This is a genomic window from Shewanella fodinae (genome assembly GCF_014651955.1).
GTDB classification, from domain to species: domain Bacteria; phylum Pseudomonadota; class Gammaproteobacteria; order Enterobacterales; family Shewanellaceae; genus Shewanella; species Shewanella fodinae.
The window spans coordinates 150565-175568 of record NZ_BMXW01000007.1; the positions used below are offsets into that span (position 1 = coordinate 150565).

Below are 25004 nucleotides of genomic sequence, written 5' to 3' on the forward strand. Positions count from 1 at the left end.
AATTGATATTTAGAACCTATCGTTCGAAAATACCCATTAAAACCCCGGATTGAGACAATGAATCCAATAAATGGCACAATACCACCTAATGCACCCGCCACAGTAACGCCTGTCTCTGGCGGCGCGACGGTAGTGCCAGTAGCCGTTGCATTAGCTAACGGGCAGCTTCAGGTGCAAATACAGGATCAGCAATTTGTACTGCAGACCGACGGCGATGCCCAACAGTTACAAGCCATATTGCAACAAGCCAACGCAGCAGCACTGGAGATACAGCGGCCGTTACCCGAAGTGTTACAGGGTCGCGCAGGCAGTCAACTGTTGGTATTGGCTGAGCCAATTCAGATCCGCTTACCGGATGCCTTGACCCAACTGGCATCACAAAATGGCATTCCCTTCCAACTGTTACAACAGTTAGCCAGTCGCCCTCAAGGATATCCCTTGCCACCAGTAACCGTCGACAAGTCAGATATTCGCTTTGCAGGTGGCATTGTCATCACTATTCCGCAAGATGTAAAGCTACCGCAAGGGCAATATTTAGCGAAAGTCATCAGCCAGAATAATGGGTTACAGTTACAATTACAGCCGGTCATCAACCGTACGGAAATTACCTTGAAATCGGGCCAGCAGGCTCAATCTTCAGCGAGCGCTCACGTGGAATCATCACCAGTACTGCTCAATAAACCGGATATTGGCACCACATTCACTCAATGGTTTAAAGCCATGGAACAGTTGGCAGTACCGCAAAGCAAGGAACAAGCAACAAACATCCAAACCGCCACGTCATCCACTAATATTGCCACGCAAGCATCTGAAAATACGCAGTTGTCCAAAAATAGTGCCTTGGAGGGGGCTAACAATCCGGTCGACACAGCCAAAACGTCCCTGTTGACGGGCAATGCGTCAACAGCTAAAGCGCTAACGCTCGATCAGCTTGCACTCAAAACAGATGTGAAATCAGCAACGAATAACCAGCCATCCAATCCAGTAACAACGGCAGCCGACAGCGGTAGCGCCTCCAGTGCAGCAGCTAAACCTCCAGAGATGATGCCGTCGCTCAATTATCTACAGCGTGCGTTTAACAAGTTGGGCGCTGTTCCTCGTACCGAATTACACACCATGGAACTGCGGCCAAATGTTGCCTCAGAGCTACTAAAACTGTTACCCGCGCTGCAGCCAAAACCCTTAGGCAGTCTTGCATTGCCTGAAGTATTACAGGCGGAACTAACCGCACAGTTGGCATTCCAGCCCGCGGTGCCTGTTACGACACCGAATGCCACACAAACCGATGCAATCAGCACTTTATTACAGTTACTCATCGGTGCGAAGGCCTTTAATCAGCAACTAAATATCAGTCCTAAATTGCGACAGTATCTGCAAGCACTACAGAGTCGTACCGGCATTGGCACCGCGTTATTACAAACGTTGAATGAGCATGACTCACTAGAGCACGTCAGCCGCATGATGCAGGGAATTCGTGTTTATCAACAAGCTGGCAGTGCCGAAAATGGTAGTCAGTCTTGGTACGCCACTTTGCCTTATTATCTGGATCAGCGACAGGAACAACTGGAAGCAAAATTTGATCACTCGGACGCCAAACAACAGGGAGCTGGGAAACGTCAGCAATGGCAGTTACAACTGAAATTTAATTTGAATTCTGGTGCCTTGTTGGCAAAAGCCCAAATACAGGAGCAAGGGGTAAATTTACACTTTATTGGCAGTAGCCAACGACTGATTGACAAGGTAAACAATCATCTGGAACTACTAGGCAAGAAGCTGACACAACTCGGGCTGGTCCCCACAGAGATATCGGCGCATGTCGCCCCGGTACCCGCCACTTTGTTGCCTGGCGACCATTACCTAGTCCACATTAAAGCTTAAGGAAACATGACAATGGCAGATACCATTCCGCCAAAAAAGCCAAAACAGGCAGTCGCGCTGAGCTATGATGGTAAAACAGCGCCTAAAATTACCGCCAAAGGCCAAGATTTGCTGGCAGAAGAGATTATTGCCGTTGCTGAAGCTGCTGGCGTACATATCCATCAGGACGAACATCTGAGTAATTTTCTGCAGATGTTGGAATTGGGAGATGCCATCCCTAAAGAGTTGTATCTGCTAATCGCTGAGTTAATTGCGTTCGTGTATATGCTGGACGGCAAGTTTCCAGATCAGTGGGACAACATGCATAAAAAAATTGTGGCGCAAGCATAAAAAAGAGGCGGAGGCCTCTTTCTGCTATCGTTTACTGTGCAAGCGAATAAGCAACTCTGCTTCCGCTTTAGGCAACTCACATTCTCGCATTAACTCTTCGGCACCGGCACCCAGTTGTACCATCTTAATTGCACGACTGTACAACTTTGCTTGCGGTTCCTGATGCATCGTTTCATCGAGCTTTACATCCTGCTCAGCCAGCTTACGTTCCAATGCTAGGACACGCCGACCAACCCCTATAGTGCCACTTCGCAGTTCGTGTAATTCACGTTTGAGCGCCTCGCGCTGTCGGTCACCTTCCTTTACCAACAGCGTCAGCGCTTCCACCTTATTACGCAACCGGTTTCCTTGCTTTTGCAGGAATAACACTAGACCAAGACAGGCAACAATATAAATCAGCGCTGCGATCAAAAAACCATCGCCTATCATCGGTACTTTACTCCCTAACTGCTACCGTAACGTTATTACTGTCTGTTTCAGACCGATTATAACTGAGCCAATTCTGCCCACTCTTCATCGGACAGCAGTTTATCCAAATCCACAAGTATCAGCAGTTCTTCACCACGGTTGCTGACACCCTGGATAAATTTGGCACTTTCTTCAGTACCAACATTTGGTGCGTTATCAATTTCAGAACGGCGTAAGTAAACCACCTCTGCAACACTATCGACCAGAATACCAATAACCTGTTTTTCTGCTTCAATAATGACGATACGAGTGGAATCATCTACTTCCGCGGCAGGTAAACCAAAACGACTGCGAGTATCGATGACGGTAACCACATTACCACGAAGATTGATAATCCCCAGTACGTAATGTGGAGCCCCTGGTACTGGCGCAATTTCGGTGTAACGCAATACTTCCTGTACCTGCATCACATTGATGCCATAGGTCTCGTTATCCAGCTTGAAAGTGACCCATTGCAGTACCGCGTCATCCTTACCTGTAGACACAGCAGCTACATTTCTTGATTCTGTCATATTTACCTCAGTCTATCGGATCCTGACATCCCAACCCGGCATTGAGCATTTCAACAAGTGCTCGGACATGCAAAATGCCACACATCTGTTCCTTCACCACCCCTGCCAACCAAGGGCGTTTTCCTGCTTTCCCACGCCAATTGACCTGGGACTTATCAATTTTGACGGCATTGACCAGTGATTCACAGGCCAATCCCCAGTTACTTTCTTCCAATACTACAAGATATTGATAATTTATGGATTGTGCCAGTTTCTCATCATATTTTTCCGGCATTACCCACGCGGCGGTATCCACCACATTAAGCTGCGACTCCCGATAGCTCTGAACGCCCTTGAACCAGCGAGGTCTACCGATAATATGATTAATGTGCTCGACCTGTACAATGCCCCCCAAACTTATCAAAGGCACCGCTAACGTTAGCCCCGCGACATTGAAAAACAACACCTGAAATTCATCATCTAGCAATTGTTCCAAAGGTGTTATCACCTGTGGTGGTTGCGTACCGGCTTGCGTTTGTGGCTTAACAGCAGCAATCGGCGCTTTAGTTGCCATTACCGTCGACACTTGAACTATTTGCGGTGCAATAGTGGTCGCGTCTGCCACGGGTGTTGCTTTAACAGTAGTTACTTTTTCAGCACTTTTAAGCACCACAGGTTGCTCATGGGTGGTCTCTGTGGCAACCGGTGCAACTTGCGCCAGTAAACGTTGTAGCGCTTGTTTATCTATCGCAGGCTTAGTCTCCGCAACTGCTTCCAGTTTATTTATCGGCCTGGCAACTGCCGCTGGTTTAGGTTGTACTGCAGACACCAGTGTTGCAGTAGGACGCTTCTCTGGTTCGGGTTCACTCAATAGAACACTGAAGTAGTCAAAAACAGTTTCGTCAACCGATTTTGGCATGAGCGAACTCTCCCTTCATCAGGAAATCCAACAAACGTTCATAAGCCTGTACCCCGCGAGACTGTGGCGCATAATGACTAGCAGGGAGATGCGCCAAGCTGGCGTCTCGAAATTTAGTATCAACCGGGATGACATCGGGCCAAAGCCGTTCACCATAGACATCGCCGAGAAACTGTAATGCGGCTGATGACGCTTTAGTACGTCGGTCATACATAGTAGGCACAATGGAGTAGCTGTAACGGGTGCGTTTAGAACGTCCCATCAACTCCATCGTTTTTATCATGCGCTCCAGTCCTTTAATGGCCAAAAATTCTGTTTGAACCGGTACAATGATATGTTGACTGGCCGCCAGCGCATTCACCATAAGTACCCCGAGTACTGGTGGGCAATCAACCAAGGCAACATCATAATCAGAATCCAGCAACTGTATAAGATTACGCAGAACCAGGCCCATACCTTCGTGATGGCCAAGAGCACGATCTAAGGTTGCCAACGCCATAGTTGCAGGTAACAGATCTATGCCATCCACTGACGTTGGTACAATATGCTGCTTTACCAAATCTCTGGACAAGTGATCATGGGCCATAAACACATCATAAAGCGAAGCGGGCACCTCTTCGGAATCAATCCCAAGATAGTACCCCAATGACGCATGGGGATCGGTGTCAATCATCAACACGCGCTGACCACGCTTAGCTAACACACCGGCGAGACTGGCCACCGAGGTCGTTTTACCGACACCGCCCTTTTGATTTGCGATGGTCCAGACTCTCACATTTAGCCCCTTTTACCGGAAATAGCAGTTCCAGTTAGCGTTCACTCATCGTTTACATCCCGGGTGGTGACCCGGATACCGCCGTGCGGTAAACGTATTACTTTGACACCATTTTGCAATTGTTCCACCATGACTGGTGTTTCTGCCACAGACGAAGCCCCTGGAGGTAACTTATCGTTATTAGCAGGCTTGTTCACAGGCTTTGCTTCCAGTGCCTGGGTATGCTGCTTAAGGCGTTCATCATCCAGTGATTGCTGCAGCGACTTCTTTCCTTCCTGCACAGGTTTTACCACGTCCAGTAGCGACGCGGTTTGCTCGGGATGCTTTACCATCCAGTCAGCAATTTGCCCAGCCTGTTCATCCGGCACCATCAATACCACTTGCGATGCCCGAAGCTGTTCGGTTTCTTGCTGCAACAACTGATTTCTTATATGCAACTGCCAACTGACAGCCGCAAGAACGACTACCGCCAACGACAACAGGAATAGCGCTAACAAATACCCTGTTTGCCGATCAGCCCTATCAACCACGCCCGGACTCCCGCAATATAGCGTCCGCCATGTTATCTAGCGAAATCGACTGACTGGATAAGCCTGCCACTGTCACGGCCTGAGGCATACCGTAGACAACACATGAGGCTTCATCTTGCGCCCAGATAATGGAACCGGCACTTTTTAACAAGCGCGCACCCTCGCGACCATCGGCGCCCATGCCGGTTAATACTACCGCCAATACGTCGCCGCCATAGGCTTTGGCTGCTGAGGCAAAGGTGATATCGACTGACGGCTTATAATTCATTTCAGGCGTACCGCTGACGATTTTAATACGGCCACTGGTTCCGGCACGCTCTACCATCATCTGCATGCCGCCCGGGGCTAAATAGGCACAGCCAGGTCGCATGGCGTCGCCGTTACTGGCTTCTTTTACCTCAATCTGGCACAAGCTATTCAGTCGGGCCGCAAATGCTGGCGTAAACGCGGCAGGCATGTGCTGGATCAGCACGATAGGATGCGGGTAGTCTGCCGGGAAACGGGTCAGAATACGCTGCAACGCTACCGGTCCGCCGGTAGAGGTTCCTATCACCAACAATTTGTATTGCTTGCCACTGGCCCTGGCTGGTGCGGCACTTCGGCCAACACTGCGCTCCAAGGGTTTTACAGGTTCTTCTTCACGTAATGGCCGTGACACATGACTATCGACAGATGGTCGAGTCGTCAGTGGTCGACTCACCGGGCGAAATACCCGACGACGGCCTAGTGCTTTCACTCTTTGCTGTAATAACTCAATCGCGGCTTCTTTATTTGTCGCAATATCCTCAAACCGCTTTGGCAGAAAGTCGAGCGCACCTGCGTCCAGTGCATCCAACGTCGCTTTAGCACCTTCGTGAGTCAAAGAGGAAAACATCAGGATAGGTGTTGGCGTGCTTTCCATTATTTTACGAACAGCAGTGATCCCATCCATCACAGGCATTTCGATATCCATGGTGATGACGTTTGGTTTGAGTTCAGCGGCCATACGTACCGCTTCCAACCCATTTGTCGCCATACCGACCACTTCCAGCTCTGAGTCCTGATTTACAATTTCACTCACGCGCCGACGAAAAAAACCAGAGTCGTCAACGACCAACACTTTAATAGCCATTCAAATCCTTATTTACGGTTTAGCGTCTTGATCGGGAGGCGTAATGCTTGAGAAGTCCCGGAACATCAAGAATAAGCGCAATCCCCCCGTCCGAAGTAATAGTGGCTCCGGCCATGCCCGGCGTTCCATGCAACAAGGCGCCCAAAGGTTTAATCACCACTTCTTCTTGACCAATCAATGCGTCGACCACAAAACCTATCTGTTTCATTCCTAGCTGCACAATAACCACGTGCCCCAGGCGTTTTTCTCCACTTTTGAAACTGCGGGGATGACGATTGAGCCATTGTTCGAGATAGAACAGCGGTATTGCCTTCTCCCGCACAATAACGGTCAGTTGTCCATCAACAACGTTAGTCTTGCCAAGATCCAGATGGAAAATCTCATTGACACTGGACAACGGCAAGGCAAAGACCTGTTTGGCCACTTCCACCATCAACGTTGGCATAATCGCCAAGGTCAGTGGCACTTTGATTTCCAGCCGAGTTCCCTTACCTTTGGCAGAATCAATGTGCACCGAACCGTTTAGCTGAGTAATGCGGGTTTTCACCACATCCATACCAACGCCACGGCCAGAAATGTCTGAAATTTCGGTCTTAGTAGAAAAACCTGGGGCAAAAATCAGATTATAGGCGTCCTGATCTGACATTCTGGCGGCGGTATCTTCATCCAGCACACCGCGTTTAATCGCAATGGCTTTAAGCTTTTCAGGATCCATACCTGCGCCATCATCTTCTATTTTCAGAAGAATATGGTCACCTTCCTGACTTGCCGATAGGGTTATGATACCCGTCCGAGATTTACCGATAGATTCACGCACATCGGGCATTTCAATGCCATGATCCACAGAGTTACGTACTAAATGCACTAATGGGTCTGCTAGTGCCTCAACCAAATTCTTATCTAGGTCGGTTTCTTCGCCGACCATGCGCAATTCAATGTCTTTATTGAGACTGCGGGCGAGATCGCGCACCACTCTAGGGAAACGGCCAAAGACTTTCTTGATTGGCTGCATACGGGTTTTCATCACCGCGCCCTGCAGATCAGAAGTCACCAAATCCAAGTTAGCCAACGCCTTGCTCATTGCCTCATCTTCGCGGGAAATGCCAAGACTCACCAACCGGTTACGCACCAGTACCAGTTCACCCACCATGTTCATGATCTGGTCCAAACGTGCAGTATCGACACGCACGGTAGTCTCTGCCTGAGGGGCACTACTCCCCGCTGGGGCGACAGCCTTACTGGCAGTTTCTTTGGCCGGAGCCGGAACTTTAGGTTCGGATGATGCTGCAGCTTTCATCGCTTTAGGCGCTTCTGCAGCTTTGGGGGTTGCAACGGCTTTAGGCGTTGCAGCGGCTTTGGACGTTGGAACGTTAGCGGCAGGTGCAGCTTGAGGAGTTACCTTTGCGGCAGGAGCTTGTGTCGCGGCAGTATCTTCAGCTTCAAGGCCAGGCGCTTTACCTTTACCATGTAACTGATCCAGCAAAGCTTCAAATTCATCTTCAGAAATTTCATCCGAGTCAACTGTGTGCCCGGCCGTTTCAGCCGCTACAGGTTTAGCATCGGGATTGACTGAAAATTTGCCCTTGCCGTGGAGATCGTCCAACAACGCTTCAAACTCGTCATCACTGATGTCGTCGCTGTCGCTAGCCGCCGGCGCTTTCGCATCTGAGCCTGAAGCACCGGTTGCAGAGGGGCCTTTGCCTTTACCATGCAAGGCATCAAGCAAGGCTTCAAATTCTGATTCTTCAATATCATCGATGCTGCCGTTAGCCGCTGGCGCTTCAGCCGCTGTAGGTTCTGTCGATGGCGTTGCTGCGACAGATTCAAGCATCTCATCAAAAAGCGCATCAGCACTATCAGTCGTTTCTTCTATGGCAGCCTCAGCTGTAGTATCTTCAGCAGCTTCTTCTGTCGACTCAAGGCTATTACTGGATTCTGAAGGCAATGGGGCACCAGAACTCAGCAGTTTCAGATTGGCCAGCAGCTGCGGATCTGCTGGTTGCTGTTCTTCACCTGCTTGAGTCTGGCTAAACATCACATTGATGGCATCTAACGCCTGTAGAATGATATCCATCAGTTCGGCGCTGACACTGCGTTTACCGGTACGCAATAAATCGAAGGTGTTTTCCGCCTCGTGGCAAACATCCACCATGGGCGCAAGTCCCAGGAACCCGGCCCCACCTTTCACGGTATGGAAACCGCGGAAAATGGCATTCAACAGGTCGGTATCTCCTGGATTATTTTCTAACTGCACCAGCTGCTCCTGCAGCAGCTCCAAAATCTCTCCGGCTTCGATTAAAAAATCCTGCAGGATCTCTTCATCAACATCAAAGGCCATCAATATGACTCCTCATCAGAATCCCAGACTAGAGAGCAAATCGTCTACTTCATCCTGTCCGGTAACCACGTCCTGACGTGATCCAGCATTATGAATAGGTCCTTCAGCATCAATATTACTTTCACGAATGCTGACTAGACTCTCGTTAGGTTGTGCCCCAAACATGGTCAATAGTGATACAAGATTTCTTTCTACTTCTTTTACTAAATCAATCACCCGGCGGATCATCTGCCCAGTCAGATCCTGGAAATCCTGTGCTAACAGTATTTGGTTGAGCAGTTCGTGCAGTCGTCCAGAGTCAGCCTCAGTCTGCACCATAAAGTGCTGCACATCGTGACACAGGGTCTTGAACTCATCGAGTGACAGATTCCGACGCATCAGTCTGTCCCACGTGGGTTTAATATTAGCAAGGCTAACGCTGAGCGCATCGGACAGTGGCAAACACTCTTCCACGGCATCCATGGTTTTATTGGCCGCCTGTTCTGTCATGTCGATAACAAAACTCAGACGTTCTTTCGCATCTGGGATATCGTTATTCGCCAGCTCCACTAATCGATTATCCAGCTGAAACTCGTTCAATGCATTGTGGAGCTGCCGCGTCAGTTTACCGACTTCAGCAAACAGTTCTTGCTGGATAGGTTGCGATAACTCACGGACCAGTTCATCAGCTTGTTGTTGTTCGCCAGCTGATAGCAGTTCCACTAGGCGCTGAGCCTGTTCGAGCGTAATGAGTCCGGTGTTTTCTGCCTTCATAGCGCCCCCAAGCTCAACCAAGTCGTTCAAAGATTTTGTCCAACTTCTCTTTAAGGGTTGCGGCGGTGAAAGGTTTAACAACATAACCATTCACTCCGGCCTGGGCGGCAGCGATAATCTGCTCACGCTTAGCTTCCGCGGTAACCATCAACACCGGAATATTCTTAAGATTTTCATCCGCGCGAATTGCTCTTAGTAGATCAATTCCTTGCATACCCGGCATGTTCCAGTCGGTGACCACAAAATCAAAATCACCTTTCTGCAGCATTGGCAGCGCAGTAGACCCGTCATCGGCTTCTTGGGTGTTATTAAACCCAAGATCCCGTAACAGGTTTTTGATAATCCTTCGCATCGTTGAAAAATCATCAACAATGAGAATCTTCATGTTTTTATCCAAAGTTTCCTCCGCAGAGCTGAATTTTAAAACCGCTCAAAAAACCGTTTAGTTCTGTGTCCAATGCCTGAGTTTTGCTTTAAGCCTGAGCATTGCCTGACTGTGGATCTGACTAACTCTAGACTCACTAACATCTAGAATGGCACCGATTTCTTTTAAATTGAGCGCTTCATCATAATAAAGCGACAGAACCAGCGCATCTCTTTCCGGCAAAAGCTTAATCGCGTCTGCCAATGCTTCTCGAAACTGATCGTTTACCAGCGTGTCATAAGTATCGTTTGCTGCCATTTCATCGGCAAAAAGCGCATCTGGAGCTCCGCCAAGATCCTCGATTCCTATTATTTTACCAGCAGATACGTCACTTAATATGTGATGATATTCATCAAGTGACATTTCCAGCCGTTGAGCGATCTCAGCATCTCTAGCATCCCGGCCCAACTCCTGTTCCAGTTCATCAATGACTTGGGCAATTCTACGTTGATTACGATGAACGGAACGGGGCAACCAGTCGCCACGGCGGATCTCATCGATCATCGCTCCGCGAATACGAATACCGGCAAACGTTTCAAATTTGGCACCTTTGCTGCCATCAAATTTGGAGGCGGCTTCCAGCAGGCCCATCATCCCGGCTTGCAGCAGATCATCCAGCTGTACCGATGCGGGTAAACGCGCCAGCAAATGGTGGGCGATTCGTTTCACCAGCGACGCATACTGGTCAACGATCAAGCTTTTATCGTTAAACCCGGTATACGCGGCCATTTTATTCACTGGCACCTTCCTCCTGATATTCAGGCTTTTGCACCAACCGCTCGACAAAGAACTCCAAATGACCACCGGGCTGTTGCGGTACAGGCCAGCTAATCACTTTGTTTGCCAGCCCTTGGTAAGCAATACTCGCTGGCGATTTAGGAAAGGCTTCTACGATCAGTTTCTGCTTACGCACCGACTTACGCAGATTTTCATCAAAAGGTATGGTGGCAACCAATTCTAGCGCAACATCGAGGAAACGATCGGTCACTTTGCTCAGTTTAGCAAATAACTCCATGCCTTCCCGCAAACTGCGCACCATGTTGGCTACAATTTTAAAGCGAAAGACACCGTGTTCCCGACTCAGAATCTTGATCAGTGCATAGGCATCGGTGATGGATGTTGGCTCATCACAGACCACCACCAGCACATCCTGTGAGGCCCGAGAAAAACTCAGCACCATGTCAGAAATACCGGCCGCAGTGTCAACGATTAGCACATCAAACTGCGTTTTCATTTCACTGAAGGCTCGGATCAGTCCGGCATGCTGCGCGGGGCTCAATTCAACCATTGACTGAGTACCCGAGGTAGCGGGAATGATCCCAATACCTTTGGGTCCACGGACGATGATGTCATCCAGTTCAGCTTCTCCAGACAATACATGTGACAAGTTGCGTTCGGCCCGCAATCCGAGCATTACATCGACATTTGCCAATCCCAAGTCAGCATCCAATACCATTACCCGCTTGCCTTTCTCTGCGAGCGCCACGGCGGTATTGATAGCAACGCTGGTCTTGCCTACGCCACCCTTGCCGCCGGTAACGGCAATTACTTTCACTTTTTCGTTTTGTTGTTGATTTATCATTCGTAAACCACTCGCTTGATCCTGGGTCATAGCTTTACTACTCAAATGCATAGGTCATTTCATTTGACCTGACTTCAGGGTTGAATTCTGTTGTTTCGCTTTTGTTTAATACGGCCAGCGCCTGTTTGGCTAATCCTAATGTATCAGCCACCCGCATATCTTCGGGCACCCGCTGACCATCCGTGGTGTAACTCAATGATAAACCACTTTGGATTAATACACTTAGTGCTGCTCCTAAAGAAACTGATTCATCCAGTTTGGTTAATATAGCGCCTGCCAGTGGAATACGCTTGAACTGGTTGATGGCCTCTTCCAGAACGCGCCGCTGCCCTGTGGCTGACAGCACCAAAAAACTGCGGATAGGTAGACGGCTGTTGGCGGTAAGGCTATCCAGCTGCTGGCATAAACGCATGTCTCGCTGCCCCATTCCAGCGGTGTCAATTAATACCAGTTTACGATTACGGAACTGGTAGACAATCTGTTCCAACTCATTGAGATCTTGGGCTTGCTTCACCGGACATCCCATTATCTTGCCATAAGTTGCCAATTGCTCAAAGGCTCCAATGCGATAATGATCGGTAGTGATCAATACCACCGAATCTGGACCATGGTGAGCCACGAATCTGGCAGCAATTTTCGCCAGCGTTGTCGTTTTACCGACCCCCGTGGGTCCCACTAAGGCGACAATGCCGCCCTGGCGCACGATATCGTCACCTTGATTGCTCAGCAGATTAGCCAGTGACTGTGGTAATGCCTTAACCAAATCCGCAGGCGCATAATGCTGTGACAACCCGGCCAATTTGGCCGCGACTTGCGGCGCAAACTCTGCCTCTAAAAGCTTACGTTCCAACATGGCACCAACCGGATCATGACGATTTTTATGATCCATCATCAACTCATTGAGCTGGTGCGTTAACAGGCTGCGTAAAGAAGATAACTCCTGACGCATAGAATCCAGTTCGAGTTGCTGTTTTGCGTTACCATTTTTGCCATTGAGTGTAGACGTTGGCGTCATATCTTGCAGATTTTGTCTTGGTTTAGCGGTGCCAGTTTCACCGTTCAAACCTCGCGCCCACGCTGGCAGCTCATTATCTCTTGCTGCAGCTGGCTGTTTAGACAATTGCTGAGTGAGACGATTGTGCTGCCGCTCAAGCAATGCTTGTAATGAATCTGCGGCTGCGGCAGGCTTGGCTTTAGTTTCGCTGCGTACATGGCCGAGTGACACTTTGTCTTCACTCAAATCACTAAATACCGGCGCTTGTGGAACATTAGCCTGCGGTTCGTCATAGTCCACCGCCGCCACAATCTCAATGCCGCCGGTGACTTTCTTGTTCGACATAATCACCGCATCGGCCCCGAGGGTATCTTTGACTTGCGCCAGTGCGGCACGCATATCTTTGGCAAAAAAGCGTTTAATTTTCACTCTCTGTTACTCCTACTGGCCCACAGCGGAAACGATACGGATTTGCTTTTCGTCTGGCACTTCCTGATATGAAATCACCCGAAGATTAGGAATCGTGTGCTTGACGAAACGAGACAAGGTGGCACGCAGCATACCCGATGTCAGTAAAATGGCGGGTTGTCCAACCATTTCCTGCTTCTGCGCTGCGCTGGCGAGGGACTTTTGCATCCGTTCCGCCAGACCGGGTTCGATATTCGGACCATCGCCGCCTGTCGCTTGCATTGACTGATGCAACATCTGTTCCAATTCTGGCGCCAAAGTAATGACAGGGATCTCTGCCTCAGGGCCGGCGATTTCCTGCACAATCATCCGCTTAAGCGCAATGCGCACCGCGGCAGTAAGCACTTCGGTGTCGTTGCTCTTCGGTCCATACTCCAGCAATGTCTGGACGATGGTACGGAGATCGCGAATAGAAACCCCTTCGTTAAGCAGATTCTGCATAACTTTAACCACGTTACCCAGCGACATAATGTCAGGCACAAAACCATCCACCAGTTTCGGGGCGCGTTTGGCCAACATATCCAGCAGCTGCTGTACCTCTTCGTAGCCAAGCAACTTGGCGGCATTATTGGTCAGCAACTGGCTCAAGTGTGTGGCAATCACCGTTGAGGTATCCACCACGGTATAACCTAGGGTCTGAGCATGTTCACGCAGCTCAGGCGCAATCCATACGGCATCTAGGCCAAACGCTGGATCTTTGGTTTCTACACCGTCGAGTTTGCCAAATACCTGACCTGGATTGATCGCCAATTCACAATCGTGGCGCACTTCAGCCTCACCACACGCGACCCCCATCAGCGAGATCCGATAGGCACTGGGAGACAAATCCAGATTATCGCGAATATGCACAGCCGGGACTAAAAAGCCCAATTCCTGTGACAGTTTCTTACGAACCCCTTTGATGCGGCTGAGCAATTCACCGCCTTGCCCTTTATCCACCAGCGGGATCAAACGGTATCCGACTTCCAAACCTATGGTATCCACTGGCCGCACATCGTCCCAGCTGAGTTCTTTAGGTTCAGTAAGATTCTTTTCTGTTGGGCCTTTTTTAGCCAGTTCCAGTGCCTGCTGTTTGTTCTTTTCATTGCGTCTAAAGATAAAAAACGCGCCAGTAGATGCCAGCAGCGCAAAACTCAAAAATGCCAAATGTGGCATCCCGGGGACAATCCCCATCACAAACAAGACAGCAGCAGCAATGATGAGTGACTTGGGATTGTCAAACATCTGCTGTACGACTTGTTGCCCCATGTCGCCAGACTCGTTCTGACGAGTCACCATTAACGCCGCGGCAATGGACAGCAGCAAACCGGGGATCTGAGCAACCAGACCATCACCGATAGTCAACAAGGTATAGATTTCTACTGCCTGAGAAAACCCCAAGCCATGCTGCACCATACCAATGATGAAGCCGCCCACGATGTTGATACAGAGAATTAAAATACCAGCGATGGCATCGCCTTTGACAAATTTCGAGGCACCGTCCATGGAACCATAGAAGTCAGCTTCGCTGGTCACTTCGGCCCGGCGCAAGCGCGCTTGATCTTGATTAATAATGCCAGCATTCAGATCGGCGTCGATTGCCATCTGCTTCCCTGGCATGGCATCTAATGTAAAGCGGGCGCTTACTTCTGAGATACGACCAGCACCTTTCGTCACAACTGCAAAGTTAATGATGATCAAAATGAGGAAAACCACCAGCCCCACTGCATAGTTACCACCAATAACCACTGAGCCGAAGGCCTCGATCACTTTACCCGCGGCATCAGGACCATTGTGGCCTTCCAGTAACACAACACGGGTAGATGCCACGTTCAGCGCCAAGCGTAGCAAGGTGGCAACCAACAGCACCGTAGGGAACGCTGCAAAATCCAGCGGTCGACTCGTGTACACCGCAACCAGCAAGACCACTAATGCCAGCGCAATATTGAAGGAAAACAGAATATCCAGCAAAAATGCCGGCATCGGCAACACAATCATCGCCAGTGTCGCTAAGACAAGTAGCGGGGTACCAATGCCTTTCAACGATGTGGGCTTAACCTGACGTAACTGTCCGAACGTTGCTCTTACATCCATCTTTCAGCCTGAGTTTTGACACTTTGTCTGGTGTAGGCAAAATCCAGGCCAACCAACGTCAATATTGCTTAAACTCTTCGGGGATCGGTTGACTAAGCGGCAAAGGGGTAGGCTTTCGACCCCGGCCTTTCTGATACTGCCGCAGCTGATAAACATAGGCCAGCACTTGCGCCACGGCGGTAAACAGGCCATCAGGGATCTGTTGTTCCAGTTTGGTGGTGTGGTAAATAGCGCGGGCCAGCAACGGTGCGGCCACGATGGGAACATTATATTCGCGAGCAATCTCACGGATTTTAAAAGCGATGTCATCAGCCCCTTTAGCAACCAAATAAGGTGCCGGCGATTTTTTGGCATCATATTTCAGTGCCACCGCAAAATGCTCAGGGTTGACCACAATCACATCAGCCTTGGGGACCTCTGCCATCATCCGCCGCTGTGCCATTTCTCGCTGTAACTGCCGAATACGCCCTTTAACTTCGGGTTTACCCTCAGTGTCCTTGTACTCATCTTTGACTTCCTGTTTGGTCATCCTCAACTGTTTGTTGTGATTCCAAATCTGGTATGGCACATCGATGACGACAATTAACAGTGTTGAGGCACACAATAAGATAAACAACCAAATCAGCAACTTGAGTGCATGACCAACATTACCGGGCAGATTGTCTTGTGATAGATTGAGAATATCGGGGAAGTAGTAGGTCAGCAAAAAATAGCCTGAGAGGGCTACCACCGAGAATTTGGCAATTCCCTTGGTAAGTTCCACCACGGCCTGAATACCGAACATGCGTTTTAGGCCGTTCACCGGGTTCATTTTAGTGCCTTTAGGCATAATCGCTTCGGTGGAAAAAGTAATTCCCCCCAACACAATGTTGCCAATAAATGCCACAGCACCAAGCATCAGAATAAAACCAAGCACGGGCCAGCCTAACTCGCTTATCACCGTCTGCCACACAGTAAACATGCTGTTAGTATCAAAAATCTGTGACCGGTCCATGGTGTAGACTTTGGTCATCATTTCCATCAGGCTTTTAGCTAGACTAGGACCAATCACCATGAGGCCGATGGCTGCTGCCAACAGCACCGCAGAGGTACCCAATTCACGCGAACGCGCGACCTGTCCTTTTTCTCTTGCCTGCTCCAGTCGCCTCGACGTCGCTTGTTCGGTCTTTTCTTGACCATCCTGATTTTCCGCCATCAGGGACCTCCATCAAGCTTGCATTGCAACTGAGCAATATCACACAACAATACCTGCGCGTCATGCCAGACATCATCGAAATGTGCCATCACAGGCCCCAATGTAAGCCACAATATCAGCAAGCCGCCAATCATAGTGACGGGAAAGCCAATAGAGAAGATATTCAATTGCGGTGAAGCACGCGTCATCACACCAAAAGCCAGATTCACCGTCAGCAGGGCCACAATGGCTGAAACGGACATAGTTAGCGCCGCGCCAAACATATAGCTGCCCCACTCTGCCAAGCTGCGATAACTGGCAATACTAATACCGTGAATAGATACGGGGATGGTATTAAAACTGGCAACGAGCATGCGGATCAGTACCAAGTGACCATCAACGCTGAGGAAAATCAGTGTTGTCAGCACCAGAAAGAAGTTGCCCACAACCGGCGTTTGCTGTCCAGAAGCCGGGTCAACCATAGACGCAAAACCTAAACTGGTTTGCATGCCGATAATCTGCCCGGTCAAGACAAATGTCTGCATCAACAATAACGTCACAAACCCCATCGCTGAGCCGATAAGTAGTTGCTGAACCGTCACCAATACCGATTCCAGTGACATTAGCTCAATGTTGGGCATGGGAGGTAATACCGGTGCCACGGCTACGGTAATGGCTACCGCCATCAACAGGCGCACTCTGGTGGGTGTGGTACTAGCACCGAAAATCGCCATCACCATCAACATACTGGCAATACGAAAAAGTGGCCAAAGATAAGCGGCCAGTACCTGTTGAATGGAATCAAACAGGATTTCCATGCACTAACCCACCACTTGCGGGATCCGCTGCACCATTTCCATAAAGAAGTCCATCATCGTCTGCACTAACCAGTGGCCGAGAAACATCAGCGCTAATAAGGTTGTTAGCAAACGCGGTAAAAAACTCAGCGTCTGCTCGTTGATTGAGGTGGCAGCCTGAAAAACCGACACAACCAGACCAATGATCAGACTAGGCACGATAACCGCAGACACGATGATCACAATCACCGACAGCGCTTCACGCAACACATCGACAAAAGCTTCAGGTGTCATGGTGCTCTCCTATTGCCCGAAACTGTTGGCTAACGTACCCATTACCAGCGTCCAGCCATCCACCAGCACAAACAACATAATCTTAAATGGCAGAGAAACAATCATCGGAGACAACATCATCATCCCCATGGCCATCAGGATACTGGCAACTACCAGATCAAGCACCAGGAATGGAATAAACAGCATAAAACCGATTTGAAATGCGGTTTTAAGCTCGCTAGTGATAAATGCCGGGATCACTACTGTCATTGGGGTATCTTCCGGTTTTTGAATATTCTTGTAACCGGCAATTTCAATAAAGGAATTCAAATCAGTGTTACGGGTTTGCGCCAGCATAAACTGTTTCAGTGGCCCCTCACCGGTTTTTATGGCTTGTTGCAGTGTCATGGTTTCATTCATGTAAGGCTGCACCGCATTGTCATAAATTTTATCAAACACTGGCGACATGATAAAAAAAGTCATAAACAGGCTGATACCAATCAATACCTGATTTGACGGCGTCTGCTGCAACCCTAGTGCTTAACGCAAGATAGCCAGCACCACAATTATCCGGGTAAAAGAGGTGAGCATGATGACCATTGCGGGCAAAAAGCTCAGCGCTGTCATCAGCAACAGGATCTGCATGGTCACTGAATATTCAGTCGCACCATTAGGCCCTGTGGTGACGGTCACCGCAGGAAATAAAGCATCCTGAGCCTGCGCCATTGAAGGCAGCAGCAATACCAGCAGCGCGACAAGCGGCAGCGACCACTTCATTGCTGACCCTGCCTGGCCATTTTTAGCCGATTCGCGAAAGTATTGGTTTCAATCAACACTGGCTGCTGCAATTTGTCCAGTAAGGTGATCTGCCCGGCGGTCACGCCCAATAAATACTGCTGTCCGTCAAGCTCAGCCAATACCAAGCGTTCCTTCGGTCCCACAGGTGTCTGCGCCAGCGTTTTGATCACAGAATGAGTGCCACTGACCAGATTCAGGCGTTTCAGCAGATAAGCCAGCAAAAAAATGATCAGCAATACCAACAACAGGCCACCAAACATACCGGCAAAAGCGGTGATATCCACGGAGCTTTTACCGGTAACCGCTTGGGCTGCATCTGCGGTAGTTGCAAGGGTCTGACTCATAAGAAGCTCACTTGAGTTTTTTGATACGTTCAGTCTGGCTGATAACATCGGTCAGGCGGATACCAAATTTATCGTTAACCACCACCACTTCACCATGGGCAATCAGCGTGCCATTTACCATTACATCGAGCGGCTCTCCGGCCACTCGGTCCAGCTCAACCACAGACCCTTGGTTTAACTGCAACAGGTTGCGAATGCTGATGAAGCTACGTCCTACTTCCATTGAAATAGTGACGGGGATGTCCAAAATGGTATCCAATTTAGCGTCATCTACTAAGGTGGTTTTAGCTGTGCTTTTCAGCTCATCCAGCTCCACCGCTTTAGCTTCTTCGTCGGCTTGTTCTGCCATCGCGGCAGCCCAATCGTCCATCTCATCGTTACTCATGCGTATTGCACCTTATATTTCAGAGAGATCTTTTGACTTGTTTTTATGGGTAACCAGCTGTAACTCGGTCTTGACCGTTTCTGGCCGCTGGATCTTGGCGGCGACTTGTAGTGCCAGATTATCCTGAACTTTACCAAGTTTACAGCGATAGGTCGGCAGATCTTCAATGCGCATCACCAGATATTCAGGTAACTCGACCGGAATAACATCACCCGCTTTAAATTCCATCACATCTCTGAGTGACAGTTCTTTTTCCACCAAGGTGGCATCAATCCCCACTTTGACATCCATGATTTCATCTTTAAGCGCTTGCGACCAGCGCATGTCGGTATCTTGTTTATCACTTTGCACACCGGCATCAAGTAACTCACGGATAGGTTCAATCATGGAATAAGGCATGGTGATATGGAAGTCCCCACCACCACCGTCGACTTCAATGTGAAATGAGTTGACCACCACAACCTCAGTCGGGCTGACGATGTTAGCCATTGCCGGGTTAACTTCAGAATCGAGAAAATCAAACTCCACATCCATTACCGGTGCCCAAGCATCTTTGTAATCTTCAAAGACGATCTTCATCAGTAACTGAATGATTCGCCGTTCCGTTGGGGTGAATTCGCGCCCTTCAATCTTGGCGTGAAAACGCCCGTCCCCACCAAAAAAGTTATCCACGAGGATAAATACCAGACGCGCTTCCATGGTGATCAGCGCTGTGCCTTTGAGCGGATTGAAACGCACCATGTTAAGACTGGTGGGCACAAACAACGTATGCACATACTCGCCAAATTTCAGCATTTGCACACCATTGATGGAAACTTCTGCTGAGCGCCGCATCATATTGAACATGCTGATCCGCAGATGCCGGGCAAAACGCTCGTTGACAATTTCCAGCGTCGGCATACGTCCACGGACGATGCGATCCTGAGAGGAAAAGTCATAGTTCTTGGCCTCAAGGCCGGACTCTTCTACCTCTTCTTCATCGATATCATCGACACCATGCAACAGCGCATCAATTTCGTCCTGGCTTAATAAGTCGCTCACGATACCGCCTCTATTTTGTCAAATCCGGGGCTATTGCATCACAAAGCCGGTAAACAGTACTTTTTCGACCACTTTGCGGCCTGTTACCGGTTGCAGCGTATTCTGTACATTCAATAGTGCCAATTGTCGTAACTCATCTTTTCCGGCCTGGGTGCTGAGTTTCTCAACACTGCCGCTGCTGAAAGTGGTCAACAACGCATCTTCCACCAGTGGAATATGCTTTTTCAACAACGTGTCATCATCACTGCCACGCACCATCAACTGCACTTTAATCTCCACCAGCCGAGTTTGATTATTTCCCGGCAGATTGAATAAAAAGGGTCTTGGCATTGCCACATAAAATGCTTCTTTGGCCGTGTCAGGCTGTGCCGTTTTAGTGGCGTCAGCCGCGGCAGGTGCTTCCTCTTTACTGCCGCCCAGCACCAACCACAGCACAACGCCAAGCAGCACCAATACCAGTACACCCGCACCGCCGAAAATCAGTAACTTTTTCTTGCGTTTGCTATTACCTTCCTGGTTTTCCTGCAATTGCAGTTCGTCTTGTTCTGCCATGAATTATTCCTGTTACGCTGTCCGATAACGTTCCCGGCCTAATAGGTTACCTGCTCACGCATAATAATCTATAGCAGATGTCGAAGTTAACGACGGTTCTGGGGCCGCGCTGAGTTCTTCGGCGGAAATTTCACCAACAGCTGTTGAAGAAATGTCACCATTGCTGGACATCTGCCCCTGCGGCTGACTCTGCTGCCCACCACCTTGAGATACTTGTCCGTCTGCCAATTGCATTCCTTGCTGTTGTAACAACTCTCTTAATCTGGGCATCGAATGCTCAAGCAGATCTCGGGTTTGCGGCTGGGTGACATGGAACTGCACCTGAGTGTGGTCCCCTTGTACTTGCAACTTGACTGTCATCGCCCCAAGCTCTGGCGGATCGAGGCGGATCTCCGCATGATGCACACCATTGTTAACCATCGTCAGCAACTGTTGCCTCATGACCGGGGCAAATCGTTGCGCCAATTCCTGGGCATTTTGTAATGGCTCGCCCACCTGACGCATTGACAGCTGATACTGAACAATTTCATGGCGCTGATTAGTATTCGCCGCACCCAGCGCCAAGGAGTTCTGTGTCGATTTGTTGTCTGTAATAACGTTATCCGACAAGCTCTCTTTGTTTAACGGGGACTTTACAGCGTTATCTGCAACGCTTTCGAGTGCCGCCTTGATGCTGTCGCTGAATTTATCTAGGCTGCTTGCTTTAGCTGCGCCATCACCGTCAGCGCTCAGCATAGTGCCTTGTTGTTCCGCTTTGTTGGCTGCGAGCCCCGCCAGCAGCGACTTGTCAGTCACGCTGTTGTTATCGCCGTCTTTTGCTGACGATTGCTCATCGGCCAATAATTGCGCCAATAGTTGCTGTAACTGCCCTTGAGGCGATGCCTGTGTTGAACCGTTGACGTCAAGCAACTCGTCACCACTCGAGGAGTTTGATGGTTGTGACGTCTGATTTACCGGCAACTGTTGTAGTGCTGCCAATAACTCTGCTAGCGCTTGTTCAAGCGGAGAATCCGCTTGTGATTCATCGTCCTTGTTAACCCCAGTCTTAGCGGTAGCACTTTGGTCAGAGGGCGCCGTATGCACCTCGGAGTCAGTTTGCTGCAACTGAGACAATAATGCCTGTAATGTTTGGTCGGTGTCTGTTGTCGATGCATCACCTTGCTGCTGACTTTGCTGTAGCAACGCCGCAAGTGCATTAAGTAATTTAGCAAGCGCAGAGTTGCTGCTATCCCCAATAGTATCACTGCCAGAGTTCTCGGCGGACTGACTGTTCAGCATTGCGGCTAATTGCTTTAGCATTGCTTTGGGATCTTCCGCTGAAAGCTGTTGTAACTGCTGTTCGTCCAGCCCGGCTAATTGGGCCAGTTTGGTGACAGCATTTTGTAATTTTTCTTCCGGCGGCAACTTCTTGCCCATCGAAATCTGCCCTAACACAGAGGCGACTTTATCATCAGCGTCAGCGTTGCTGCTGGATAAGGTCTTCTTACTACCCGCGGCGGCTGATGCAGAGTAAGCACTCACCTGTGCGCTGGCTTTATTCCCGGCGTAATTATTACTGGATTGCGCTTGTTGAAAAGCATCAAAAAAATCAGATTTATCAGAACCTTTAGCAGAGTCTGTGATGACTTTCCCCGCGTTATTCTGAGGAGATAATAATACGTTGTTGGCTAGCTGTTGCATGCTGTCCTCCAGCGTGAAGCCACTGCATTATTGCTGTTCTGCAGTGACCTGAAATTTGGCGATATCTACCAGTAGTAATGACATTAAGCAAAAAACAGGCCAGATAGTTTTATAGATGAGTGCTCAGTTTTCGTCGCTGGAACTGTTGGGAGGCAAATTCGTCAATGAGCTTTTGTTCTTGCTTATTTTCTCGTTGTTGTTTTTGCAGAGCTTTCTTCTCCAGCAGTAGTTCTACCGCTTTACGTTTCTGCTGCTTTTCCATCCAGTGTTGCTGCCGGTACTGCTTTTGCCGCTCAGCCTCAGCCACCACCACCAACTGTTGTTTAATTGCCTCATCCACCTGACGCACAAAGCGGTGAAACTGCTGATAATAGTCAGCACGGATCTGCTGTCCTTGCTGTGCGGCTAACTGTCGCATGTAGTCGAGGCGGTAATCTCGCAACGACTGTAACTGATTGACGCGTTTTTGGTGCTCAAACTGCGCCGCCTTTAAGCGTAGTGCGGCCTGCTCTTCAGCTTCGTTGGCCAATTTAAGCACGGTAAGTAATGGATCGGTTTGCGCCATCTAATTTTAAGCCCTCATACTCGGCACTGTGCGGCGAGTTGCCCCAACATCTGTTGACTGTCGGCAAAACTAACCGACTCATGCAGCCGCTGTCTGAGAAAAGCATTCATCGCCGGTTGCAGACGAATGGCATTGTCAATCCGCGGATCGCTGCCCTGAGAATAAGCACCAATAGATATCAAATCGCGATTTTGTTGATACAGAGAGTACATCTGTTTAACCCGGCGCATCGCCTCCAGATGTTCGGCAGAAATCACCATAGGCGCAACACGGCTGATGGAAGCTTCGATATCGATTGCCGGATAGTGTCCAGAATCTGCCAGTGCACGTGACAGAACAATATGGCCATCAAGAATCGCTCGAGAAGCATCGGCAATCGGGTCTTGCTGATCATCACCTTCCGTCAACACTGTATAAAAAGCGGTAATAGAGCCCTGACCTTCACCTCCGTTCCCAGCACGTTCGACCAATCGCGGTAACCGCGCAAATACTGATGGCGGATAACCTTTGGTGGCAGGCGGCTCCCCTACGGCTAATGCGATTTCACGCTGCGCCTGGGCATAACGGGTCAGACTGTCCATCAGTAGCAGCACGTCATATCCCAAATCACGAAAATACTCGGCAATGCGTGTAGAGGTTTCGCAGGCACGCAAGCGCATCAGCGGCGAGGTATCAGCGGGGGCAGCAATAACTACCGAACGGGCGCGCCCCTCGTCACCCAAAATCTCTTCAATAAACTCTTTAACTTCGCGACCACGTTCACCGACAAGTCCCACAACAATGATGTCAGCCGTAGTACCACGGGTCATCATCCCCAACAACACACTTTTGCCGACACCTGAGCCAGCGAACAACCCCATGCGCTGACCTTTCCCTACCGTCAACATGGCATTGATAGCCCTAACGCCAACATCAAGTGGTTCAGTAATTGCTCGTCTGGCTAACGGATTGATTGGTTCGCTGTGGCGAGAGGTCTGCTCCTGAGTACTCAGCGGCCCAAGACCATCTAAGGGTTGACCGTTGCCATCAAGCACACGCCCAAGCAGTTTCATGCCGACATTAAGACTTGTCTGCTCACCAAGGGGAATAACTCGAGCACCAGGCACCACGCCACGTAATTCCTCAACCGGCATCAAATACAACAGGTCATCGTCAAACCCAACGACCTCGGCCACCATGGTGCCAGATACGGTATCAATGGCACATAGACTACCAACAGGCGCTCGGCAGCCCGTCGCTTCCAGCGTTAAACCGACGACTCGCACCAGTTGTCCGCTGGCGATGGGCTGATAAGACCCCGTACGTTGATTGAGCTGACTCAATTCATCAAGCAGATGGCGTTGGCGCTGTTCCATGATCCTCTCCTGCCCCCGCATCTGACGCTTCAGAAGTTACCTTATCCTGCGGATCTGCTTCGTTGCTTACATGCTGTTCAGACGATAACTGCTGTGCTAATTGTGTTTCGTCCCGCGCCAGTTGCTGACGGCGATTCAAGGTTTCACTGAACACTTTCTGCAACCGAGTTTCCAGCCGCATATCCACCTGTGAACGCTGGCAAGCCACGACACAATCACCACGACTGAGCCCCGGATCTTTTTCGATTTGCCACTGATGACGCTGTAATTGTTCGGCGCCATACAGCGATTGCACCAGTTCCGCATCCTCTGGGTGCAGCCGGATAGTGACCTTTTGTTCCTTTATCGGTAACGCGTCAATCCCCTGACGCAACGCCGCGAGAATATGCTCTGGATGGGTTTTCAATTCATGACCAATAACACTGCGGCTAAGATTTTCTGCCAGGGTCAATAAAGACTGTTCTATCTGTAAATCCAGTAACGCCAAAGGGTGCTGAAACTGCGTCAACAACTGTTCAAACTGACTGAGCAATGTTTGCGCTTGCAGTAATCCTTCCGCTTTACCTTGTTCCAACCCTTGCGCTAAGCCTTCTGCATGGCCCTGCTCCAGCCCTTGCAAGCGTCCTTGTTCTAGACCTTCTTTAAGACCGGCTGCCTTGCCCTCGGCAAACCCTTCCTGCTCAGCATCAGCACGAATGGATTCAATTTCCGCCATGGTCGGCGGTGCAACCGGCTTATCAGCGCTTGGCGCTTGATATTCTACAGTTTTACGTCCAAAAACATTGGTTTCCATTTTCGGCGGCAGAAAAGCGCCAACATCAGGCAAAGGCCACTCGTCAAACGAGGAGGCCTCTTCTGGCGGGATAATATTCCGTGAGGGTATGTGTTCGGCCATAGCGCCAACGC

Annotated in this window: 26 protein-coding genes and 1 pseudogene; 2 read left to right on the top strand and 25 right to left on the bottom strand. The window is 49.6% G+C overall.

What is annotated here, in order from left to right; genetic code table 11:
- Positions 1-57 precede the first annotated feature (57 nt).
- Together IE064_RS08645 and IE064_RS08650 are read left to right on the top strand one after the other, a co-directional pair.
- The gene (locus tag IE064_RS08645; protein WP_189617490.1) at positions 58-1878 is read left to right on the top strand and encodes a hypothetical protein; all 1821 of its coding nucleotides are present in this window, start codon (positions 58-60) and stop codon (positions 1876-1878) included.
- Positions 1879-1890: 12 nt separating this feature from the next.
- Positions 1891-2208, top strand: coding sequence for an EscU/YscU/HrcU family type III secretion system export apparatus switch protein (locus IE064_RS08650; RefSeq protein WP_189617491.1), 318 nt, complete (start codon positions 1891-1893; stop codon positions 2206-2208).
- Positions 2209-2232: 24 nt separating this feature from the next.
- Here the strand turns inward: IE064_RS08650 and IE064_RS08655 are convergent, their stop codons facing one another.
- The 25 genes and pseudogenes from IE064_RS08655 to fliH form a co-directional block, all read right to left on the bottom strand.
- On the bottom strand, positions 2233-2634 hold the full coding sequence (locus tag IE064_RS08655) for a DUF2802 domain-containing protein (RefSeq protein WP_133038623.1): 402 nt from the start codon (positions 2632-2634) through the stop codon (positions 2233-2235).
- Between the two features lie 59 nt (positions 2635-2693).
- Entirely contained in the window at positions 2694-3188 is a 495-nt protein-coding gene (locus tag IE064_RS08660) for a chemotaxis protein CheW (RefSeq protein WP_189617492.1), read from the bottom strand.
- Between the two features lie 7 nt (positions 3189-3195).
- Positions 3196-4086: a chemotaxis protein CheW gene (locus tag IE064_RS08665; RefSeq protein WP_189617493.1), complete on the bottom strand. Its 891-nt coding sequence runs from the start codon at positions 4084-4086 to the stop codon at positions 3196-3198.
- Complete coding sequence (locus IE064_RS08670) at positions 4070-4861, bottom strand: ParA family protein (RefSeq protein ID WP_189617494.1); 792 nt, start codon at positions 4859-4861, stop codon at positions 4070-4072. The genes IE064_RS08665 and IE064_RS08670 overlap by 17 nt, the downstream gene beginning before the upstream one ends.
- A 41-nt stretch (positions 4862-4902) precedes the next feature.
- A complete protein-coding gene (locus IE064_RS08675; protein WP_189617495.1) occupies positions 4903-5391 on the bottom strand; it encodes a hypothetical protein in 489 nt (162 codons plus the stop codon).
- A complete protein-coding gene (locus IE064_RS08680; RefSeq protein ID WP_133038535.1) occupies positions 5384-6502 on the bottom strand; it encodes a protein-glutamate methylesterase/protein-glutamine glutaminase in 1119 nt (372 codons plus the stop codon). The genes IE064_RS08675 and IE064_RS08680 overlap by 8 nt, the downstream gene beginning before the upstream one ends.
- Positions 6503-6521: 19 nt before the next feature.
- A complete protein-coding gene (locus IE064_RS08685; protein ID WP_189617496.1) occupies positions 6522-8840 on the bottom strand; it encodes a chemotaxis protein CheA in 2319 nt (772 codons plus the stop codon).
- A gap of 15 nt (positions 8841-8855) precedes the next feature.
- Entirely contained in the window at positions 8856-9593 is a 738-nt protein-coding gene (locus tag IE064_RS08690; RefSeq protein WP_189617497.1) for a protein phosphatase CheZ, read from the bottom strand.
- Positions 9594-9606: 13 nt separating this feature from the next.
- Entirely contained in the window at positions 9607-9990 is a 384-nt protein-coding gene (cheY, locus tag IE064_RS08695) for a chemotaxis response regulator CheY (protein WP_133038538.1), read from the bottom strand.
- 45 nt (positions 9991-10035) lie between these two features.
- The gene (locus IE064_RS08700; RefSeq protein ID WP_189617498.1) at positions 10036-10755 is read right to left on the bottom strand and encodes an RNA polymerase sigma factor FliA; all 720 of its coding nucleotides are present in this window, start codon (positions 10753-10755) and stop codon (positions 10036-10038) included.
- Positions 10748-11629 (bottom strand): MinD/ParA family protein, encoded by an 882-nt coding sequence (locus IE064_RS08705; RefSeq protein ID WP_133038539.1) that lies wholly within the window; start codon positions 11627-11629, stop codon positions 10748-10750. Before IE064_RS08705 ends, IE064_RS08700 begins: the two co-directional genes overlap by 8 nt.
- A gap of 7 nt (positions 11630-11636) precedes the next feature.
- A complete protein-coding gene (flhF, locus tag IE064_RS08710) occupies positions 11637-13022 on the bottom strand; it encodes a flagellar biosynthesis GTPase FlhF (RefSeq protein WP_189617499.1) in 1386 nt (461 codons plus the stop codon).
- 12 nt (positions 13023-13034) lie between these two features.
- Complete coding sequence (flhA, locus tag IE064_RS08715) at positions 13035-15134, bottom strand: flagellar biosynthesis protein FlhA (RefSeq protein WP_133038541.1); 2100 nt, start codon at positions 15132-15134, stop codon at positions 13035-13037.
- A 58-nt stretch (positions 15135-15192) separates the two neighbouring features.
- Positions 15193-16329, bottom strand: a complete 1137-nt coding sequence (flhB, locus tag IE064_RS08720) for a flagellar biosynthesis protein FlhB (RefSeq protein WP_133038542.1) — start codon at positions 16327-16329, stop codon at positions 15193-15195.
- Complete coding sequence (gene fliR, locus IE064_RS08725) at positions 16329-17126, bottom strand: flagellar biosynthetic protein FliR (protein WP_133038543.1); 798 nt, start codon at positions 17124-17126, stop codon at positions 16329-16331. The genes flhB and fliR overlap by 1 nt, the downstream gene beginning before the upstream one ends.
- Positions 17127-17129: 3 nt before the next feature.
- A complete protein-coding gene (fliQ, locus tag IE064_RS08730) occupies positions 17130-17399 on the bottom strand; it encodes a flagellar biosynthesis protein FliQ (RefSeq protein WP_133038544.1) in 270 nt (89 codons plus the stop codon).
- A gap of 9 nt (positions 17400-17408) precedes the next feature.
- Positions 17409-18155: pseudogene (gene fliP, locus IE064_RS08735) on the bottom strand (flagellar type III secretion system pore protein FliP).
- A complete protein-coding gene (fliO, locus tag IE064_RS08740; RefSeq protein ID WP_189617500.1) occupies positions 18152-18520 on the bottom strand; it encodes a flagellar biosynthetic protein FliO in 369 nt (122 codons plus the stop codon). The pseudogene fliP and the gene fliO overlap by 4 nt, the downstream one beginning before the upstream one ends.
- 7 nt (positions 18521-18527) lie before the next feature.
- Complete coding sequence (fliN, locus tag IE064_RS08745) at positions 18528-18905, bottom strand: flagellar motor switch protein FliN (protein WP_133038547.1); 378 nt, start codon at positions 18903-18905, stop codon at positions 18528-18530.
- Between the two features lie 12 nt (positions 18906-18917).
- Positions 18918-19946: a flagellar motor switch protein FliM gene (gene fliM / locus IE064_RS08750; RefSeq protein WP_133038548.1), complete on the bottom strand. Its 1029-nt coding sequence runs from the start codon at positions 19944-19946 to the stop codon at positions 18918-18920.
- 30 nt (positions 19947-19976) lie between these two features.
- Positions 19977-20498, bottom strand: coding sequence for a flagellar basal body-associated protein FliL (fliL, locus tag IE064_RS08755; protein ID WP_189617501.1), 522 nt, complete (start codon positions 20496-20498; stop codon positions 19977-19979).
- Positions 20499-20552: 54 nt separating this feature from the next.
- Positions 20553-22178, bottom strand: a complete 1626-nt coding sequence (locus IE064_RS08760; RefSeq protein ID WP_189617502.1) for a flagellar hook-length control protein FliK — start codon at positions 22176-22178, stop codon at positions 20553-20555.
- A 109-nt stretch (positions 22179-22287) separates the two neighbouring features.
- A complete protein-coding gene (fliJ, locus tag IE064_RS08765) occupies positions 22288-22743 on the bottom strand; it encodes a flagellar export protein FliJ (protein ID WP_189617503.1) in 456 nt (151 codons plus the stop codon).
- Positions 22744-22757: 14 nt separating this feature from the next.
- Positions 22758-24098 carry a flagellar protein export ATPase FliI gene (gene fliI, locus IE064_RS08770; RefSeq protein WP_189617504.1) on the bottom strand — a complete coding sequence of 447 codons (1341 nt, stop codon included), beginning with the start codon at positions 24096-24098 and terminating at the stop codon, positions 22758-22760.
- Positions 24070-24993, bottom strand: coding sequence for a flagellar assembly protein FliH (gene fliH / locus IE064_RS08775; protein ID WP_189617505.1), 924 nt, complete (start codon positions 24991-24993; stop codon positions 24070-24072). The genes fliI and fliH overlap by 29 nt, the downstream gene beginning before the upstream one ends.
- Between the last annotated feature and the right edge of the window lie 11 nt (positions 24994-25004).

What these genes read in the sequence shown, in the direction of transcription:
- fliO (WP_189617500.1), bottom strand. Translation starts at nt 18,520, where the DNA reads ATGAGTCAGACCCTTGCAACTACCGCAGATGCAGCCCAAGCGGTTACC.
- IE064_RS08690 (WP_189617497.1), bottom strand. Translation starts at nt 9,593, where the DNA reads ATGAAGGCAGAAAACACCGGACTCATTACGCTCGAACAGGCTCAGCGC.
- IE064_RS08645 (WP_189617490.1), top strand. Translation starts at nt 58, where the DNA reads ATGAATCCAATAAATGGCACAATACCACCTAATGCACCCGCCACAGTA.
- IE064_RS08685 (WP_189617496.1), bottom strand. Translation starts at nt 8,840, where the DNA reads ATGGCCTTTGATGTTGATGAAGAGATCCTGCAGGATTTTTTAATCGAA.
- IE064_RS08665 (WP_189617493.1), bottom strand. Translation starts at nt 4,086, where the DNA reads ATGCCAAAATCGGTTGACGAAACTGTTTTTGACTACTTCAGTGTTCTA.
- flhA (WP_133038541.1), bottom strand. Translation starts at nt 15,134, where the DNA reads ATGGATGTAAGAGCAACGTTCGGACAGTTACGTCAGGTTAAGCCCACA.
- flhB (WP_133038542.1), bottom strand. Translation starts at nt 16,329, where the DNA reads ATGGCGGAAAATCAGGATGGTCAAGAAAAGACCGAACAAGCGACGTCG.
- fliR (WP_133038543.1), bottom strand. Translation starts at nt 17,126, where the DNA reads ATGGAAATCCTGTTTGATTCCATTCAACAGGTACTGGCCGCTTATCTT.
- fliQ (WP_133038544.1), bottom strand. Translation starts at nt 17,399, where the DNA reads ATGACACCTGAAGCTTTTGTCGATGTGTTGCGTGAAGCGCTGTCGGTG.
- IE064_RS08660 (WP_189617492.1), bottom strand. Translation starts at nt 3,188, where the DNA reads ATGACAGAATCAAGAAATGTAGCTGCTGTGTCTACAGGTAAGGATGAC.
- fliH (WP_189617505.1), bottom strand. Translation starts at nt 24,993, where the DNA reads ATGGCCGAACACATACCCTCACGGAATATTATCCCGCCAGAAGAGGCC.
- fliI (WP_189617504.1), bottom strand. Translation starts at nt 24,098, where the DNA reads ATGGAACAGCGCCAACGCCATCTGCTTGATGAATTGAGTCAGCTCAAT.
- fliN (WP_133038547.1), bottom strand. Translation starts at nt 18,905, where the DNA reads ATGAGTAACGATGAGATGGACGATTGGGCTGCCGCGATGGCAGAACAA.
- IE064_RS08680 (WP_133038535.1), bottom strand. Translation starts at nt 6,502, where the DNA reads ATGGCTATTAAAGTGTTGGTCGTTGACGACTCTGGTTTTTTTCGTCGG.
- IE064_RS08650 (WP_189617491.1), top strand. Translation starts at nt 1,891, where the DNA reads ATGGCAGATACCATTCCGCCAAAAAAGCCAAAACAGGCAGTCGCGCTG.
- IE064_RS08760 (WP_189617502.1), bottom strand. Translation starts at nt 22,178, where the DNA reads ATGCAACAGCTAGCCAACAACGTATTATTATCTCCTCAGAATAACGCG.
- IE064_RS08705 (WP_133038539.1), bottom strand. Translation starts at nt 11,629, where the DNA reads ATGACCCAGGATCAAGCGAGTGGTTTACGAATGATAAATCAACAACAA.
- fliJ (WP_189617503.1), bottom strand. Translation starts at nt 22,743, where the DNA reads ATGGCGCAAACCGATCCATTACTTACCGTGCTTAAATTGGCCAACGAA.
- fliL (WP_189617501.1), bottom strand. Translation starts at nt 20,498, where the DNA reads ATGGCAGAACAAGACGAACTGCAATTGCAGGAAAACCAGGAAGGTAAT.